Origin of the sequence: Microbulbifer weihaiensis (assembly GCF_048323715.1) — a bacterium.
GTDB lineage: Bacteria > Pseudomonadota > Gammaproteobacteria > Pseudomonadales > Cellvibrionaceae > Microbulbifer.
Genome location: NZ_JBLWFL010000008.1, coordinates 127949 through 144574, shown reverse-complemented (window position 1 = coordinate 144574; position 16626 = coordinate 127949). Strand labels below are relative to the sequence as shown.

Annotated in this window: 12 protein-coding genes; 9 read left to right on the top strand and 3 right to left on the bottom strand. The window is 54.5% G+C overall.

The features are described from left to right. Positions 1-91: 91 nt before the first annotated feature. The 3 genes from ACNKU7_RS11955 to ACNKU7_RS11945 all read right to left on the bottom strand — a co-directional run bounded on the left by ACNKU7_RS11955 (position 92) and on the right by ACNKU7_RS11945 (position 2860). Positions 92-1348 carry a cytochrome P450 gene (locus ACNKU7_RS11955; protein ID WP_418297218.1) on the bottom strand — a complete coding sequence of 419 codons (1257 nt, stop codon included), beginning with the start codon at positions 1346-1348 and terminating at the stop codon, positions 92-94. Positions 1349-1472: 124 nt separating this feature from the next. Then, a complete protein-coding gene (locus ACNKU7_RS11950; RefSeq protein ID WP_418297217.1) occupies positions 1473-2318 on the bottom strand; it encodes an SDR family oxidoreductase in 846 nt (281 codons plus the stop codon). 32 nt (positions 2319-2350) lie between these two features. After that, positions 2351-2860: a pyridoxamine 5'-phosphate oxidase family protein gene (locus tag ACNKU7_RS11945; RefSeq protein WP_418297216.1), complete on the bottom strand. Its 510-nt coding sequence runs from the start codon at positions 2858-2860 to the stop codon at positions 2351-2353. Positions 2861-3340: 480 nt separating this feature from the next. Here ACNKU7_RS11945 and ACNKU7_RS11940 point away from each other — a divergent pair, with 480 nt between their 5' ends. The 9 genes from ACNKU7_RS11940 to cofE all read left to right on the top strand — a co-directional run bounded on the left by ACNKU7_RS11940 (position 3341) and on the right by cofE (position 16625). Next, complete coding sequence (locus ACNKU7_RS11940; protein ID WP_418297215.1) at positions 3341-4114, top strand: SDR family oxidoreductase; 774 nt, start codon at positions 3341-3343, stop codon at positions 4112-4114. Positions 4115-4209: 95 nt separating this feature from the next. After that, positions 4210-4731, top strand: coding sequence for a nuclear transport factor 2 family protein (locus ACNKU7_RS11935; protein WP_418297214.1), 522 nt, complete (start codon positions 4210-4212; stop codon positions 4729-4731). A 117-nt stretch (positions 4732-4848) separates the two neighbouring features. Beyond that, complete coding sequence (locus tag ACNKU7_RS11930; RefSeq protein ID WP_418297213.1) at positions 4849-6288, top strand: carotenoid oxygenase family protein; 1440 nt, start codon at positions 4849-4851, stop codon at positions 6286-6288. 49 nt (positions 6289-6337) lie between these two features. Then, positions 6338-6754 (top strand): GFA family protein, encoded by a 417-nt coding sequence (locus ACNKU7_RS11925; RefSeq protein ID WP_418297212.1) that lies wholly within the window; start codon positions 6338-6340, stop codon positions 6752-6754. 253 nt (positions 6755-7007) lie between these two features. Further along, complete coding sequence (locus tag ACNKU7_RS11920; RefSeq protein ID WP_418297211.1) at positions 7008-9359, top strand: TonB-dependent receptor; 2352 nt, start codon at positions 7008-7010, stop codon at positions 9357-9359. A gap of 381 nt (positions 9360-9740) precedes the next feature. Continuing rightward, complete coding sequence (locus ACNKU7_RS11915) at positions 9741-12029, top strand: TonB-dependent receptor (RefSeq protein ID WP_418297210.1); 2289 nt, start codon at positions 9741-9743, stop codon at positions 12027-12029. Between the two features lie 243 nt (positions 12030-12272). Further along, the gene (locus ACNKU7_RS11910; protein WP_418297209.1) at positions 12273-14858 is read left to right on the top strand and encodes a hypothetical protein; all 2586 of its coding nucleotides are present in this window, start codon (positions 12273-12275) and stop codon (positions 14856-14858) included. Between the two features lie 302 nt (positions 14859-15160). Continuing rightward, positions 15161-15838, top strand: coding sequence for an NADPH-dependent F420 reductase (npdG, locus tag ACNKU7_RS11905; RefSeq protein ID WP_418297208.1), 678 nt, complete (start codon positions 15161-15163; stop codon positions 15836-15838). Between the two features lie 19 nt (positions 15839-15857). Beyond that, on the top strand, positions 15858-16625 hold the full coding sequence (cofE, locus tag ACNKU7_RS11900) for a coenzyme F420-0:L-glutamate ligase (protein ID WP_418297207.1): 768 nt from the start codon (positions 15858-15860) through the stop codon (positions 16623-16625). The last annotated feature ends 1 nt before the right edge of the window (position 16626 follow it).

Here is a 16626-nt window from a genome sequence, read left to right as displayed (position 1 = left end):
TACTGCGCGGCCTTGTTATTTGTTTGTTCTATTTTAATGCCCGGAAATAAAAAAAGGCGCCCACAGGCGGGCGCCAAACCACTGAGGATGTCTATTGCTCAATAACAATGGGGATTTCTTTCAAACCGCGCAGCAGCAGGTGCGGCATGTATTCCAGTTCGTCCGCGTTACACGCCAGACGGAAGTTTTTGCTGTTAGTCAGTAACTGCTCCCAGGCTATGTTCATTTCCAGCTTGGACAGGTGTTGCCCGATACACACATGGGAACCGAAGCCAAACGCAATGTGCCGGTTGAGATTCTTGCGTGTGATATCAAATTTCTGTGGCTGTTCGAACATGGCTTCGTCATGGTTCGAGGAGAAGTACTTGAGCAGCACCATGCTGTCCTTGGGTATATGTACCCCACCCAGGGTGTAGTCCGCTTTGGTCACACGCCACATATTGGATGTGGGGGTGGCAATACGCAGGGATTCCTCTACCAGGTTCGGGATCAGAGAGTGATCCTCGCGTACCTGCTTCTGAAGCTGCGGATTGAGGCACAGCTGACGCATGCCCTCTGCAAGGGTAGCGGTAGTGGTCTCGTTGCCCGCCACCAAAAACTGCGTGCAATGGGACAGCTGTTCTTCGATCGTCAGCGGCCTCCCCTCATAGGTGGCGTGGGCGATCAGGGTCAGAAGGTCATCCTGTGGGGATTTGCGGCGCTGCTCAAGGGCCTCCACAAACCAGTCGTATTCATCTTTGAGGCCAGCGTGTGCTGCCAGCAACGTTTCCTTGTCGCCAAGCTGCGAGAAGACAGTGACGTTGTCGACAGTCCACTTGAACGCCAGGTCACTCATTTCCTGCGGCATGCCGAGCACGTGCATGATCACCGAAAGCGGAAAGGCGCGAGTGAAGGTTTCGATGAAGTTGAACGGTTGTTGAGACGGAAGATTCTGCACCAGGGTGCTGGCCTGCTGGGTAATCCACGGCCGGTATTTTTCCAGGTTCTTGGCCAGGAAGAAGTCGCGCAGCTCGTCCCGGTAGATCTTGTGCTGCGGGTCGTCAATAGTGAGCAGGGTACCTTTGCCCAGGTCATAGGTGCGGGCCATGGCTGCGGCGATATCCGGATCTATTTCGTCCTGGGCACCTTTGGCCAGTGCGAAATCATTGGTAAATACATCCGGTTTTCGGTGGGCTTCACGCACCAGCTCATAAGTAGAGACGATGAATATGCCTGATTGCGGATCCCGGTAAACGGGTGCCTCACTGCGCAGCTTTTTATCAAAATGATACGGGCATTTCAGGGTTTCACTATCGAACAGCGGCATTTCCGCCAGGGGTTGGCTTTCTTCGAGTATTGCATCGGTCATAGCGCGTCTCCTGTATCAGTTGGCACCGATGATGCGTGATCCTAAAAAAACAGTCAAGATGTACTGTTTGTTTTGTTGATCCGGAAGATCGTCTCGGTAAAGGCTGTAATGGCCGGAAGCCCGGCTATGCCTGCTGCGGCTCCTGATCACTGCGTTGACCAGCATGGAGAAGTACCTGCGGGCTGTCAGTGTGGAAGCCCATCTGTGGTGTGCAGGTAGTGATGCCGGCGTCGATGGTCAGGGTGTGCCCGGTGACGTTGCGCGCTGCATCGCTCAGTAAATACAGTATTCCCCCGGCAATATCCTCCGGCATACAGGCAATGCCCAGTGGTGAGGCCGAGCGGATGGCTTCGCTGATCAATGCACTGTCACCACCGGTTAAGGCGGCCGTCATTGGGGTTACCGTACCTCCTGGGGCCACCGCGTTGACACGGATACCCAGTGCGCTCAGTTCGCTGGCAGCAGAGCGGGTGAGACCGATCACACCGTGTTTGGCCATGGTGTATGTGTGTGGCCCAAGTCCTCCCATCAGTCCGGCGATACTGCTTACCGAAACAATCGCACCTCCGCCGTGAGCTTTCATTGCCGTGGCGGCGTGCTTTATCCCGAGAAATACACTGCGGCAAAGCACCGCCATAGTTTGGTCAAAGGCTGTGACGGTGGTTTCCATAATGGAACCAACAGCGCCGATGACACCGGCGCTGTTTACCCAGCCAGTGATCGGCCCAAAGTGCCGCTCGGCAGTGGTAATCGCGGCGACGATATCTTCTTCGCGGGTAACGTCAGTTTTGCAGAAAAGCGCCCGGGGGCCGAGGGACTCGGCCAGGGCGATACCCGCTTCCTGTTGAATATCAGCAATCACCACATGGCTGCCCTGTGCAGTAAGGGCCTGTACAGTGGCGGCGCCTATACCGCTGGCGCCGCCTGTGACTACCACGCAATGGTCAGACAACGGAAGATTTCCATCCATGATCAGGTACCAGTATCGGGCTGGAACAGAAGTTATGCTTCGCTGGCGACCGCCTCAGAAGTCTTGTCGCGCATCACTGCGCCATCAAACTTGATGGTTTTTTCCGGAATGACTTCGATGATCACCCGGTTGTCCGTGTCGAGAAACTGCACGAAAAGCTCGGGCGTTGGCGCCGGGCTGACGGTGTGGCGGGCGAAATCGGGATAGAACCAGTCTTTGGTTTCTTGGTCCGTATGCAGAACAGCATGGCCCTTGAAGGTTATGGACTGACTGACGTCGATATCGGTTCCTGCGCTGGAAATAACCACGCTACAGCGATTGTCGCGCTTGAGTGCCTTGACTCTCACACGCTGGGAGGTGGCGGTGCACCAGATGCGGCCTTTGCGCCAGATATAGCTCATGGTCACACCGAGCGGGTGTCCTTCCTTATTGGCCCAGATAAAAGTCAGCTCGTTCTGCTTGCGCAGTAACGCCTCTTCCCGGTCGTTGGCCAGGCCGTAGATAGTCACATCATCATAATTTTTAACGTGTTCATCACTCATGATTATTGTTCTCCTGATGCGTAACGTGTGTGTTAAATGTATTTAACTGTCTTTACTGCAATTAATCCTTTCACGGCAGGTTGTAACTGTGCTCACTCACTCTATCACCAGGGATTTGCCCTGATACAAAGCAAATGTCATAAGAATGGGACTTTTTGGTGCAAATGGCGCAAAAATCATCCCCTGTGGGGCTTTGTTCTCTTTGCCGCCAGAGCAACCCGTGTCATTCTGAGCCTGACCGTAACCATTGGTTTATACCGGTTTTCTTAAAAACAGGATAGCTTGTCTTTTTTATAATTTGAAGTAAGATGGTGAAAAACCTGTGAGGCTGTCCAGATTTCCTGGCCTCACAGGCGCTTCCCGCAAGTGTCCAAAATAATAAGATTTTCGTGCCGCGGCGGTTTGCCTGCCGGCTGCCAACGCAGGGGTCAGCCACAGGCGGCCTTAGGGGTGCGGATCCTAACAGAGCGAGGATGAGAGATGGCGGAGGGACGCGTTCAAAATAAAGTGGCCGTTATCACAGGGGCGGCCTCTGGTCTCGGGCTTGCTGCTGCCAGGCGCCTGGCGGAAGAGGGGGCCCGGGTCATTATGGCTGATATCAATGCCGAAGCCGGTGCCGCCGAGGCCAGCCAGATTACAGGAGCGATCTTCGTTCAGCACGATGTGACAAGCGAGTCTTCCTGGCAGAGGCTCGTGGATGATGTCGTCAAGGATTTTGGTTCGCTGGATGTGTTGCTCAACTGCGCTGGAATCGTACAGCTCGCCAGTATCGAAGACACCTCCGACGAGCTCTGGAAAAAAATCAATGCGGTCGGTACTGATGGAACCTTTTACGGCTGCAAGCATGCCCTGCGGGTGATGAAGCAGCAGGGAGCTGGATCCATTATCAATATGTGCTCGACTGCCAGCATTCAGGGCGGCCCGTTTATTTTCGCCTATGCGGCGTCCAAGAGTGCTATTCGTGGCATGACCAAGTCCATTGCGTGCCTGTGTTCCCAGAAAGGTTACGGTGTGCGCTGCAACTCCATCCATCCCGGCAATATGGCAACCCCAATGCTTAAGAACATGTACGACATAGTGCGTGTACACGACCCGGTGACCGCGGATCAGATGGACGCGATGTGGGTCGGTGACCCCGGCGATGTGGCGAATATGGTTCTGTTCCTCGCCTCGGACGAGTCCAGGGCCGTTAATGGTGCAGAGATGGTGGTTGATAACACGGCAACCATTACGGAAGGATTTGTACCCAAGTAGCGCCTGCCACCCGGGTAGAGGGCGGCTCGCGTGGCTAGTCATCGAGTGGGATGGCGGCCGCTATCGGATAAAGGAAGGCAAGACGGAGAACGGCAATGGAAAGGCTTGACCGGTTGCAGCTTGAGGCGGATTTGCGGGCGAATTATTACCGCTACGCCGAGGGCCTTGATAACAAAGATTGGCAGCAGGTGCGGGATTGCTTCGCCGAAGAAGTCTTCCTCGATTACGGCCCGATCGTCGATCCAGGCGGGTCGCCGGACCAGCCGCGCCCAGCGGATGACTGGGTTGCCACCCTGCAAAGGAATATCGGGGGCTTTGACCTCACACGACATACGATCTGTAACCATCGGGTGGAAGTAGACGGAGAAAATGTCCGCTGTACCGCCTATTTGGTCGCGGATCACATCATATTGCAGGACTCTCAGATGCCCATCGCGGGGCCGGACAATATCGCCACCGTGGTAGGCGAGTACACCAATCAGTATCGGCATGTAGGGGGGGAGTGGAAAATATTTCGCTCCAGGCTCGATATCAAATGGTCGAGCGGAAATATTGCGCTCTTCCAGCAGGCGGCGGAGCGCTTCCTGATGGCTGATGTCATCCCGGAATCGGTATAACACGGCTCAGTCGCATAGCTGCCAGAGGAGCATAGAGCGCGAGCATCAGTCCCTGACTCCATCTGGCAAACAGAATTGGAACAATGAGCAGTACTTACTCTTAAACGGAGGTTTGGTATGGCTACGCGTCCTGAGATGGATCTTTCACGTTTCCCCTATCTGCAGGGAAACTATGCCCCGGTACTCACTGAGTCCACTTTCGACGAGGGTGAGGGTGGACTTCGTGTCGAAGGTAAAATCCCTGAAAACCTTACCGGGGCGTTCATGCGCAATGGGCCCAACGTGGCCTGGCAGCCGGACCACTACGTCTATCCGGTGGATGGTGACGGCATGATCCACGCCGTGTATTTCAAGGACGGGCGGGTACACTATCGAAACCGCTGGGTGCGCACGCGCTCCTTCCAGGTGGAAGAAAAGCTGCAGCGGGCGTGTTGGGGAAGCCATGGTCGTCCGCACCCCGTGGATCCCGAGGCTATAGCCGCCGGTGGCTCGCCAAACCCGATGAAGAATCCCGCCAATACCAGTGTGCTGTTCCATGGGGGCAAGCTATTCGCACTGTTCGAGGCGGGCTTTCCCCACCAGCTGCGTAGCGACCTTTCCACTGTTTGCGAATACGATTACGACGGCCTGTTGCAAGCGGGCGATGGCCTTACTGCCCATCCGAAGATATGCCCCCGCAATGGCGATCTCATCTCCAATACCCAGACCTTCACTGCACCTTATTTCACGGTTCAGATTTTTGACCGCAATGGGCGACACAAGCGCTCCATCCCGGTTCACGGTATGCATCGCCGGGCCATGATCCACGATATACAGCTCTGTGGTGATTATATCGTCGGCCTGTTTGCGCCGGCATTCCCGGATATCGAGGCGGCGATGAAGGGCGGGAATCCGTTTATCTGGGAGGCCGACAGGCCAACGCGTATTTTTGTCGTGCACCGTGATACTGCGGAGGTGTCCTGGTTCGAAGCGCCGACGTTCTTCAGCTGGCACTTCTGCAATGGATTCCAGAGCGGCAACAATCTGTACATTGATTACGTATGGATGAACAGTATGCCTGTATCCAATGAGCTTGGCTCCGGCGTGGAATCCCAGATGCGCAACATGCACCGGCTGACCCTGGATCTCAAGAGTGGTGTAGTCACAAATGAAAAAGTAGGGCCGACCTACTGCGAATTTTCCCGGGCAGATGAGCGTCGCTGCGGGCTGCGCTACCGCTACGGGTTTGCCGCGGCGGCCACGCACGCGTGGGGTGAAAGCCCCAATCACGCGTATAACGCGACCATTGCCTACGATATGGACACTGGCACCTCAGCGCTGTGGGATTTTGGCGAGGGTGCGAACGCCGGTGAGCCGGTACACATACCAAACCCAGACAGCGACCGGGAAGAAGACGGCTATTTGATGTCTTATGTCTACAGCCCGCAGGAGGGTGCGTATCTGTCGATACTGTCCGCCGGGGATCTCACGCGCGGGCCTTTGGCGAAAGTCTTTATTCCTGTGCGCGTGCCTAACGGTTTCCATGCAAGCTGGGTCAATGGTATGACCGTACAGTAGCACCGCACGCAAATTTCACAGTGCGAAATCCAGAGAGGGAGGGGTGATTATGAACCAAGTGGAATCAGGTGGGTGCCTGTGTGGCGAATATACGTATGAATTCCCACGCGAGGCGGTTTTGACCGCATTTCACTGCCATTGTCGCGACTGCCAGAAGTCCACGGGTACCGGCCGGGCGAGCGTAGTCCTCGTTCCCACAGAAGCCGTGGCCACCCGTGGCAACCTGAAGAATTTCACCGTAACCGGAACCAATGGTGCGCATGTGGCGCGCGGATTTTGTCCGCACTGTGGTTCGCAGGTAATGAGCCAGATCGAGGAGCTGCCCGCAGTACGCTTGATCAAGGCGGGAACCCTCGAGGACAGCAGCTGGCTGGAGATCAATTCCAGCTGCTGGAGCTGCACTGCGGTGCCCTGGTCGCCTGTAGACCAGACGGGTGTCATATTCGAACGCAACCCCGATTTATAGGTGGTTGTGTTCATCCGATTTTTCCCCTTTTTTATGAAATGGATTGTTGCGTTTACTCAAAGTTCGTCTGTAGTATAAACAGTATGTCCTGATTGTTTTGTGGTAGGGCAGGGTAGTTGTCGCTGGACAACAATAAAAGAAACCGGCGGCGTATCACTGTAGTTCCAATCAATCTCGGTAGGACAAAAGCCCGCTGTTCCCAGGCTGTCGTAAATTTCCCGCCGGACACCAATGCGATGCCATGGAGAGAGCCATGAAAAGAATAAATAGGATCAAGGGCGGTTTGATGTTGACGGGATCGGTAGCGGCACTGGCCGTATTGCCGGCAGCCATTCACGCTCAAACCCAGAGCGACGAACCCAAGGTAGCCCTGGAAGAGGTTACCGTAACTGCTCGTAAGCGCGTGGAATCCCTGCAGGACATTGCGGTTTCGGTAACCGCTATTTCCACCCAGCTGGAAAATGCTGCAGTGCGAAATATCCAGGATCTGAATAACTACGCGCCCAACGTCAATATTGACTTCGGGCCGGCAAGTGGTAACGGCGCGGCCATTTCGATTCGTGGTATCAGCCATCAGGACCCCGATAAAAGTATGGAAGCGCCCGTCGGTATGATTCTGGATGGCGTCTTCCTGGGTACGACCGCCGGTCAGCTGATGGACAGCTTCGACCTGGAGCGTGTTGAAATCCTGCGCGGCCCCCAGGGTACACTGTTTGGTAAAAACACCACTGGCGGTGCGCTGAATGTGATTCGGGCCAAGCCCACCAAAGAGCTTGGGGCGAAAATCCATGTGGGCGCGGGTGATTACGGCTTGATAGAAACCAAGGCTGTGATCAATACACCGCTGACAGAATCGGGCGGCTTCAAGCTGACGGCCAACAAGGTGCAGACCGACGGCTACTGGAAAAATACCACCACAGGTAAAGACGCCGGCGCTATTGACTACCAGCACTTGGGCGCGGCTGTGGCTTTCGACGTGACGGAAAACTTTGACATTTTATTCCGGTACGACCGCCTTGACGACGACTCTGAGCGCGGTGCCTTTGCCAATTTCAACGATGACTCCAGCCTCGCCTGTCTGGCCAGTATCGGTGGGCTTGAAATTCCCGGGGTCATTTCCGTTCCTGCAGATCCAACGAATCCGGCATTTGGCGCTGGCTGTATGAGTATGGATCAGGGCAGCGACGAAGATCATGTTTCAATGAATGGAAGCAATGACGCTTCAACCCAGGACGATTTCCTCAATCTGACGATGAACTGGGGTCTGGGTAACTGGCAGTTAACGTCTGTTACCGGATATCAGACCCGCGATGAAGAATTTGTGCATGAGTTCGATTCCAGCTCGGTGCGCATGCTGACCGTAACAGGTGGGCACGAGTACTCCCAGTTCACTCAGGAACTGCGAATCAATGGCGATGTGAATGACGCAATTAAACTGACAGCCGGTGTCTATTACTTTGAGTCGGACGTGCGCCAGTTCCAGGACAGCTTCGATATGTGGTACTACCTCGGATTTGGGCCCAACTTCGCAATCCCTGACGGCATGGGTGGAGCGATTCCATTCCCTTTAGCGCTTGACGACGTAAGTGCGAACCTGGACGGAACCGTGACGAACGAGGCAAGTGCCGTATTTGCCAGTATGGACTGGCAGCTTACGGATGACCTGTCGCTCAACCTTGGCGGTCGCTACACTTGGGAAGAGAAAGGCTTTGAAGGCGGCTCCGGTGGCTGGGACTCAAAGACTCTTGGCCAGGGCTTTATTCCTCCCGGTCCGGTACGGAAGCTAAAGGATGACTGGAAGGAGTTCTCCCCGCGTGTTGCCCTGCAATACAATATTTCCAACGATGTGATGGCATTTGCGTCTTACGCGAATGGTTTCAAGAGCGGTGGCTTCTTTGCCCGCACGCAAAACATCGCCGCAATTGCGTCATTTGATCCGGAATATGTGGACACATATGAAGTCGGTATGAAGAGTGAGTGGCTGGATAATCGCGTTCGCTTCAATGCCACAGCCTTTATGACCGATTATACGGACAAGCAGGAAGATATTCTGGTGCCTGAGGAAGGTGGTCAGGTGAACACTATTGTGCGCAATGCCGGTGAAGTGGAAGTCTCAGGGCTTGAACTCGAACTGCAGGCGGCGATTACCAGCAACCTGAGTGTCTATATGATGGCTGGTCTGCTTGATGCTGAGTACAAGGAATTTTTTGCCGATGTGGATGGTGAAGCCTACCCTGGGGAAGGCTTTATTCCCACTGACAACACCTACCTGAAATTGCGCAATACACCCGATAACACCTTTGGTGCAGGCTTTGATTACTATCGTGATATAGCGCTTGGGGAGTTCTCGGTTAACTACAGCTATCGCTGGTCCGACGAGTACGAAAGTGAGTTCTTCAATGATCCTCGCGGTCACGTTGACTCCATGGGTATGCACAACGCGAGTATGAATCTGACCTTCGACGAAAAATATAAGATCAGCGTTTACGGTCGAAACCTGACAGACGAGCGTTATGCACGCCTCGTCAAGATTGGGCCAATTTCTCAGATGGGTCAGTACAACCCACCCCGTACTTACGGCGTGCAGTTTACTGCCGATTTCTAAAAATTCCCGGTTTAAATAAACCGATTTCTTTCATCTTGCGATGTTATGGTGATTGCCCTCGTGAAAACGAGGGCTTTTTTGTTGTGCAGACAACCGCCTTGTCCAAATGTCACAATTTGTGGCGCATTTCCTTACACGTATTTTCTGGTTTTTCGCTTTATGGCCTGAAAGGCTGTTGCCTAGGTTCGCCATTGCTATGTAGTATAAACAGTATGTCCTGATTGTTTTGTTTTAGGGCTCTTGTGTGTCGCGGCTGAATTAAATCGATAAAAGCTGCTGCGTAACACTGTTGTTCAGATCGACTTCGGTAGGACAAGAGCCAGATTTTCAAGGCCACCTGCAGGTTGTCCTCCAGACATTAACGCTGCGATGGAGAGAACCATGAAAATAATAAACAAGGGTAAAGGACGGCAGATGTTTACAGGCTCGTTGGCTGCATTGGCAATTTTGCCGGCTGCTATTCAGGCCCAGACCAAGACAGATAACGATTCGCCGGCACTTGAAGAAGTGACGGTTACCGCGCGCAAGCGGGTTGAATCGATGCAGGATGTTCCGGTGTCGGTAACAGCGATAACCACCCAGCTGCAGAATGCGGCGGTGCAGAACCTGCAGGACATGCAGAACTATACCCCGAACGTAACCATTGAACATGTCACTGCCAACAATGGCGCTTCGATTTCTATTCGGGGTATTAGCTTTCAGGAAACCGACAAAAGTATGGATCCCCCCGCCGGTGTGATTCTCGACGGCGTCTACCTCGGGGTCTCCGCTGGTCAGCTGTTGAATAACTTTGATATAGAGCGGGTTGAAGTGCTGCGTGGGCCCCAGGGGACTCTGTTCGGAAAGAACACCATCGCCGGTGCAATTAATGTCATCCGAACTGCGCCCACCCGGGAATATGATGCAAAAATCAAGGTTGGCGGAGGCGACTGGAAGCGTCGTGAAGTCAATGCTGTGGTCAATACGCCACTTGGCGATAACGGTGGCCTGAAGCTCTATGCGAACAAGGTCGCTCACGACGGCTTCACGAAGAATGAGCTTCTGGGTGAGTATTTGGGCGACGTGGACTACCGTCAGGTTGGGGCGACCATCGCTTTTGATCCGCTGGATAACCTCGAGGTATCCGTCACTGCCGAACGTATCGAAGATAACTCCGAGCTCGGTGCCTGGTCTAACTTCAATCGCACTACCGACTCCATGGTTTGCTGGTCCACGCTCGGCCTGCCGTTTCCACCGTCATCCATTTCAGCTGATGTACCTCCTGGCTCGGGTTGTATGGAGTTTGATGATCAGAGCGGCGTTGGCAAGAGCTCGGTGAATGCGCCGAATACGTCACACGTGATCAACGACTACGCGAACGTCACGATGGCCCTCGGACTGGGGGACTGGACGCTTACATCCATTACCGGATATGTCGATCGCGAGGAAGATTTCCGTCTCGAATACGATGCATCGCGCGTGCCGCTGGTCACAGTACTTGCCGGCCATGAATACTCGCAGTTCAGTCAGGAGCTGCGGATGGATGGCCGTATTTCGGACACAATGGACCTGACCGTCGGGCTCTATTATTGGGAATCCGAGTTCTGGCAGACACAAACTTCCTACGACATGTGGTACTACTTTGGCATCGGGTTTGGCCCTGAGGGAGGGTTCAATCCCGGTGATATATCCCAGGGTTTGACTGGTGACGGAGACAATACAGCCTACTCCGCGTTTGCGAGCCTGGACTGGCAACTCACCGACAAAATGACGTTGAACCTGGGTGGGCGCTTTACCCATGAAGAGAAGACCTTTAATGGTGGTAGCGGCCCGTTTACTTATGTGCCTTTGAATATCGACATCGTGCCCTCGGGCCCGATAGCAAACATGAAGGACAGCTGGAGCGAGTTTTCACCGAAAGTGGCTTTGCAATATGATCTGGCCGACGACGTGATGGTATTTGCCTCTTATGCGAATGGCTTCAAAAGCGGAGGGTTTTTCGCGCGTACCCAGGATATTTACGGAATGCAGTCCTACGATCCGGAATACGTGGATACCTTTGAGCTTGGCTTGAAAAGTCAGTGGTTCAATAACCGTTTGCGCTTCAATGCGACGGCATTCACGAGTGATTACAAAGACAAGCAGGAGGATGTGATTGTTCCAAATGCGCAGGGTTCTGTCGGTACCGTTGTGCGTAACGCGTCAGATGCAAGCATCGAAGGACTTGAAGTGGAATTGACGGCGGCGCTTACCGGTAACCTGAGCCTTTCCGCAAATCTCGGACTTTTGGATACGGGTTACGACGAGTTTTTTGCGGATATTTCAGGCGATGGTGTCGCCACGGATAATTCTGGATTGGTAATTCGCAATGCGCCGGAAACGACTGTCGGGCTTGGTGTGGATTACCTGCGTGATATTGGGTTTGCCGAACTTTCACTGAACTACAACTATCGGTGGCGAGATGAGTATCAGTCGATTTTCGACAACGACCCGTTGGGAGTTGTTCCCTCTGCCGGTTTTCATAACGCCAGTCTAAGCCTGGATTTCAGTGACAAATACGAGCTGAGCTTCTACGGCAGAAACCTGACCGACGAGCGCTATTCACGCGTCATTCTTATTCCACCTGTGGCTAATTTTGGCCAGTATTCCCCGCCGCGTCATTACGGTGCCAGTTTTACCGCTAGATTCTAGGTTTAACAGGTTTATTTATATCGTCTAGCGAAGCTTGACCGGGTTCACTCTGCAAAGAGTGGCCCGGTCAGTCAGTTCAATTTGTACCCGGTAGTAGTGCGGGTTTAACCGCACGAGTCTAGTTGTACCTTGCAGTTTGCAGATATCCACGTAGTCAGGTCGGTCATTCGCAGTAGATCTGGAGGCAATAAGGAAGTTTCCTTTTTTCGAAACAAGCTAACCAGAAATGCGAGAGATGAGAAAATGATAAGAACAGTAGGGCGCTTGTTAACAGCGCTATTTCTTTCCACGTTGGGTGCGTCGGTCAATGCCGCCCCCTTGCCTGGCTACCAATCCTTTAACGGCGTCACCAATGATGTGGGGCCTGATCTGGCTTCCGTTATTGAACACGATGCAACCAAGGCGGCCTGTGATCAGTATCAGGCCGACCTCGACCAGTACCTGATTGATAACGATGCGGTGCTAAGCCAGCTCGATGATGCCGAAGCGAGTATGGCGGTTCTGTCAGAGCACGAGCAGTACATCGTCGATAACTTCGTCAATAATTACAATGAAGACGCGCTGCTGAAATGTGGCAAGTACCTGTTCTTCTACGGCACTTTTGACACCACTGGGCCGCCCAAGTCGATGATGCATTTCATGCTCAGGAACTTCGAGGGGTATTTCGGTCCGGGTTTCGCCAACTTTGGCATGTACCCGGATCCAAACCCGGTCTCTACCGTGCCGCCATCACCGTTTGATCCTACCGTTGGGCCCAAGCAGCTGCCTGTAGGTATAGCGGACAGTAGCGGTGTATTCGGCAGTTCGGTGCCGGTTTATGCGTTTACCTGCGCTGCCTGTCATTTCAAGCAGATGGATGATGGCAACTTTGCGGTGGGTGTCGGCAACACCGACTTTGATTATGCGCGCATGGTGTCTGTACAGGGGCAATTGCCGATGCAGTTCCTGTTCCAGGCGCCGAACCTGCCGGGCTATCCCGATGCGGATGCTGAGCAGATTCTTGCCGGGACTGTGTTGCCTAGTGTCCAGCAGGCGTTGAACCTTCCGGTTACGATGGCTCGCTACTTCACATACGGTGGTATACCCGAATTCCTTGCGTCCAATCAGGAAATACAGGCGGGCTCGACCCAGGAAGACCAGGATCGGATCGCGGCCAGCTTGCTGCAGCAGGCGCAGGGCTGGTCTACCTGGAGTGGCGTGATGGATTTTATGGTGCCGCCAATGCAGGACGACGGCACCTTTACCATTACCCGCATTCTCAACCTGGCGAATATCGTCACGGATGAAAATGTACAGAAGCAGAACGGATTCAAGTACAAGTCGGGTCTGGGTTGGCATGGTGGATCCTATGACCTGATGAACTTCATCCGCTCCGTAATTTCGCTCACGCCCAGTAATATCGACGATCCTGAATCGCGCGCGGAATACAATTACTGGGTGAACGAGTACCGGTTTATGCCGCTGGTGCGTTACCTGGAAACTTTTGATGAGCCCAACCTGCCCAGCGATCGCACCTTTGATACCCTGGCTGCCGAGCGGGGCGAGACGTTGTTCGATGCCAATTGCACCAGTTGTCACAATGGTCCCAGTGGCGAGACCAGCCGGCCCTATGGCCACGCGGAGGTGAATGTCGAACGGGGACACCAGGCGTTTATGAACCTGTACTGGGACAGCTCGCTGTTTGGCGGGCTGGGCGGGTTCGAGACCAATGTCACCGCGTTCCGCGAGCGTTTCCCTGCCGGCGAAACCGGTGTCTACACCATGGCAGTCAAGTCGCCGCGCCTGCTTTCCCTGTGGGACAACGACCGCCTGCTGCATAACGGGTCGGCCTGGGGACTTGACGAGCTCTTTACCTGTACCAGCGGGCGCGCCAGCCACGCGGATGTCAGTGACCTCGGGTATGTTCAGCAGGTGATCGCGTACACCACAGGCATGATGTATCCCATGGATGTACTGACCAATACCCAGTTCTCCAATCAGGGACACCAGTTTGGCTGTGATTTCTCCGCGGAACAGAAGGCCGACCTGAAAGCCTTTGTCGAGACCTTTGGCAGCAGCCGCAACCCGGGCAACCAGTACAATGGCCAGTGGGATTCAGCCTGTGCGGCCTCGCCGGGCAACAACGGCAAGTACACGGTGAACAGCATTACCATCTCCAAAGGCAAGCGTATGGAGCTGCTGGTCAAGTTCTACAGTGATGCCAATTGCCAGACGCTCGACACGTCGGTGGTAAACAATCCGCGCTCCCTGTTTTCCTGGGGCATGCAAGTGGGCGATTCGTTTGTCAATTCCCGCGGTTACCAGTCACATCATGTGACCTACACCAAACCGGACGGCACCACGGATGACGATGTCATTGCCATCGAGGATGGCCAGCTGGCCACGGCAACCGAGGGTGATCCCCAGCCCAGCGGTATGTTTATCAAAACCAAAACAGACTACCCCGGGCTGAACGGTTTCTGGTTGAATGACCAGTGCAGTGCCTCGAACACTCGCGAGATGGTAGTGATCTGGGACGGCGTGCGTGTGAACAAGACCGTAAGTTACCGCGCCCCGGGTTGTACTGGCGGTGCCAGCCGCGTGGTCAACGACAGCGCTTGGAGTTTCGCGGATCCGGCCTGGACGCCGGTGATCTCGCCCGCGGATGATGCTCCCAAGTACAACATGCAGATGGTGATGAGTAACCAGGCGGATGGCAGTAACTTGACTCAGTATGTCAATGTCACGGATACCACGCTAAGCACCTCTGCGGACAATAATTTCGCAGCGAGTGCCAGTGTCAGTGGCTCGCACTACACGCGTATCTACAAAATCAATACGGCAAACTGAATTTATCGAGCGTTGTGTTTCGGCGGTGGGCTTGCCCATCGCCATTTTTTTACGGATCAATAGCTGACTACTCGGTTTATGGTTGGCAAAAATTGAGAATTATCAAATTGTTCCGTGGGTTGGATTTTTACTGCCGATATTCTGGTGATTCTTGGCGCCGGTTCTGGTAATTTCTGTGGAAGCGTTTGCGAGGTATCCGAAGACACGTTTTGCCGGCATTGCCATGGTTTTGGGCAAGTTTCACGGAATTGGCCGTGAAGCGGCAGAACAATCCAATTCCCACAAAGTATGCAGGATTGCGTATGAGTGAAGGTAAACCCGTAATCGGGATCTTGGGGGGTACTGGCGGCCTTGGTACGGGGCTTGCGCGCCGTTGGCTACAGGCCGGTTATCAGGTCATTATCGGTACCAGAGACGCCGACAAAGGCCTCTCTGCTGTTGCCGATCTCCAGCGGGTAATGGCCGAACGCGGTGTTGGCCCGGTAGAGGTCAGTGCCCTGGATTATGCTGGTACTGCCAGTGCTGCAGACATTGTGGTGCTCTCGGTGCCTTTCAGTCATCAGGCGGACGTACTGACCTCGGTACGCGAGCAGCTACAGGGCAAAGTCCTGGTAGATACCACGGTGCCCCTGCGGCCACCCAAGGTTTCTCTTGTGCAACTTCCGGAATCCGGGTCTGCCGGGCAAATTGCCCAGGACTTGCTCGGCGAGGGGGTGCACGTCGTTTCCGCTTTTCAGAATGTTCCCGCCCCCAGGCTTAAAGAAGACGCGCCGCTCGAGTGCGATGTGCTGGTGTGTGGCAATAACAAAGATGCGCGCGCGCAGGTCATTAGGCTGGTAGAAGCCGCCGGTATGCGGGGGTTACATGCGGGCCAAATCAACAATGCTGCCGCCGTGGAGGCGCTGACTTCCGTTCTTATTTTCATCAACCGTCAATTCAACAGTCACGCGGGTATCGGTATCACCGGACTCGACGCGTAGTACAGCCAGGATTTGCCGTATGGCCGAACGCCTTGAGATGTATGCGCTCCCAGAATTTCCCCTGATTCAACCGGGGGACGATATTTGCACTCTCATCACTGCGGCACTGGAGCGTGCCGACATCACTCTGGCGGACGGGGATATTCTCGTCATCGCCCAGAAAATTATTTCCAAAGCGGAAGGGCGTTACGCCCACCTGAATCGCGTTGAGGTGGGTACCAGGGCGCGAACCCTGGCCGAGCGCGTGGATAAAGACCCCCGGCTGGTGCAGTTGATCCTGGATGAATCCGTCGAGGTTCTGAGAACCCGGCCGGGTGTCGTGATTGTGGAACACCGGCGGGGTTATGTGCATGCGAACGCAGGCATCGATCAGTCGAATATCCAGTCCGATGCGAAGGATCCGCGGGTGTTGCTGCTCCCTGAGGATGCCGATGCGAGTGCGGCGGCGTTACGCCGATCGCTCAGGCAGGTTACCGGCGTGGAGGTAGGGATCATTATCAACGACAGCGCCGGCCGGGCCTGGCGCAATGGCACCGCCGGATTTGCGATCGGCACCGCGGGCTTTACGCCGGTCGTGGATATGGTGGGGCAAGGGGATCTGTTCGGACGCAAGCTGGAAAGTACCTCGGTCGCAGTTGCTGACGAACTTGCTGCCGGTGCCTCCTTCCTGATGGGGCAGGCGGCAGAGGGCACACCTGTGGTTCTGGTGCGTGGCGCGCGTTTACCGGTGGCCGAAGTCGGCTCTGAAAGCCTGATTCGTGCGCGGGAGTACGATCTCTTTCGCTGAA

Excerpts from the sequence above, each read along its gene's own strand:
- ACNKU7_RS11945 (WP_418297216.1), bottom strand. The coding sequence starts at position 2,860 with ATGAGTGATGAACACGTTAAAAATTATGATGATGTGACTATCTACGGC.
- ACNKU7_RS11955 (WP_418297218.1), bottom strand. The coding sequence starts at position 1,348 with ATGACCGATGCAATACTCGAAGAAAGCCAACCCCTGGCGGAAATGCCG.
- ACNKU7_RS11910 (WP_418297209.1), top strand. The coding sequence starts at position 12,273 with ATGATAAGAACAGTAGGGCGCTTGTTAACAGCGCTATTTCTTTCCACG.
- ACNKU7_RS11920 (WP_418297211.1), top strand. The coding sequence starts at position 7,008 with ATGAAAAGAATAAATAGGATCAAGGGCGGTTTGATGTTGACGGGATCG.
- npdG (WP_418297208.1), top strand. The coding sequence starts at position 15,161 with ATGAGTGAAGGTAAACCCGTAATCGGGATCTTGGGGGGTACTGGCGGC.
- ACNKU7_RS11925 (WP_418297212.1), top strand. The coding sequence starts at position 6,338 with ATGAACCAAGTGGAATCAGGTGGGTGCCTGTGTGGCGAATATACGTAT.
- ACNKU7_RS11915 (WP_418297210.1), top strand. The coding sequence starts at position 9,741 with ATGAAAATAATAAACAAGGGTAAAGGACGGCAGATGTTTACAGGCTCG.
- ACNKU7_RS11930 (WP_418297213.1), top strand. The coding sequence starts at position 4,849 with ATGGCTACGCGTCCTGAGATGGATCTTTCACGTTTCCCCTATCTGCAG.
- ACNKU7_RS11950 (WP_418297217.1), bottom strand. The coding sequence starts at position 2,318 with ATGGATGGAAATCTTCCGTTGTCTGACCATTGCGTGGTAGTCACAGGC.
- cofE (WP_418297207.1), top strand. The coding sequence starts at position 15,858 with ATGGCCGAACGCCTTGAGATGTATGCGCTCCCAGAATTTCCCCTGATT.
- ACNKU7_RS11935 (WP_418297214.1), top strand. The coding sequence starts at position 4,210 with ATGGAAAGGCTTGACCGGTTGCAGCTTGAGGCGGATTTGCGGGCGAAT.
- ACNKU7_RS11940 (WP_418297215.1), top strand. The coding sequence starts at position 3,341 with ATGGCGGAGGGACGCGTTCAAAATAAAGTGGCCGTTATCACAGGGGCG.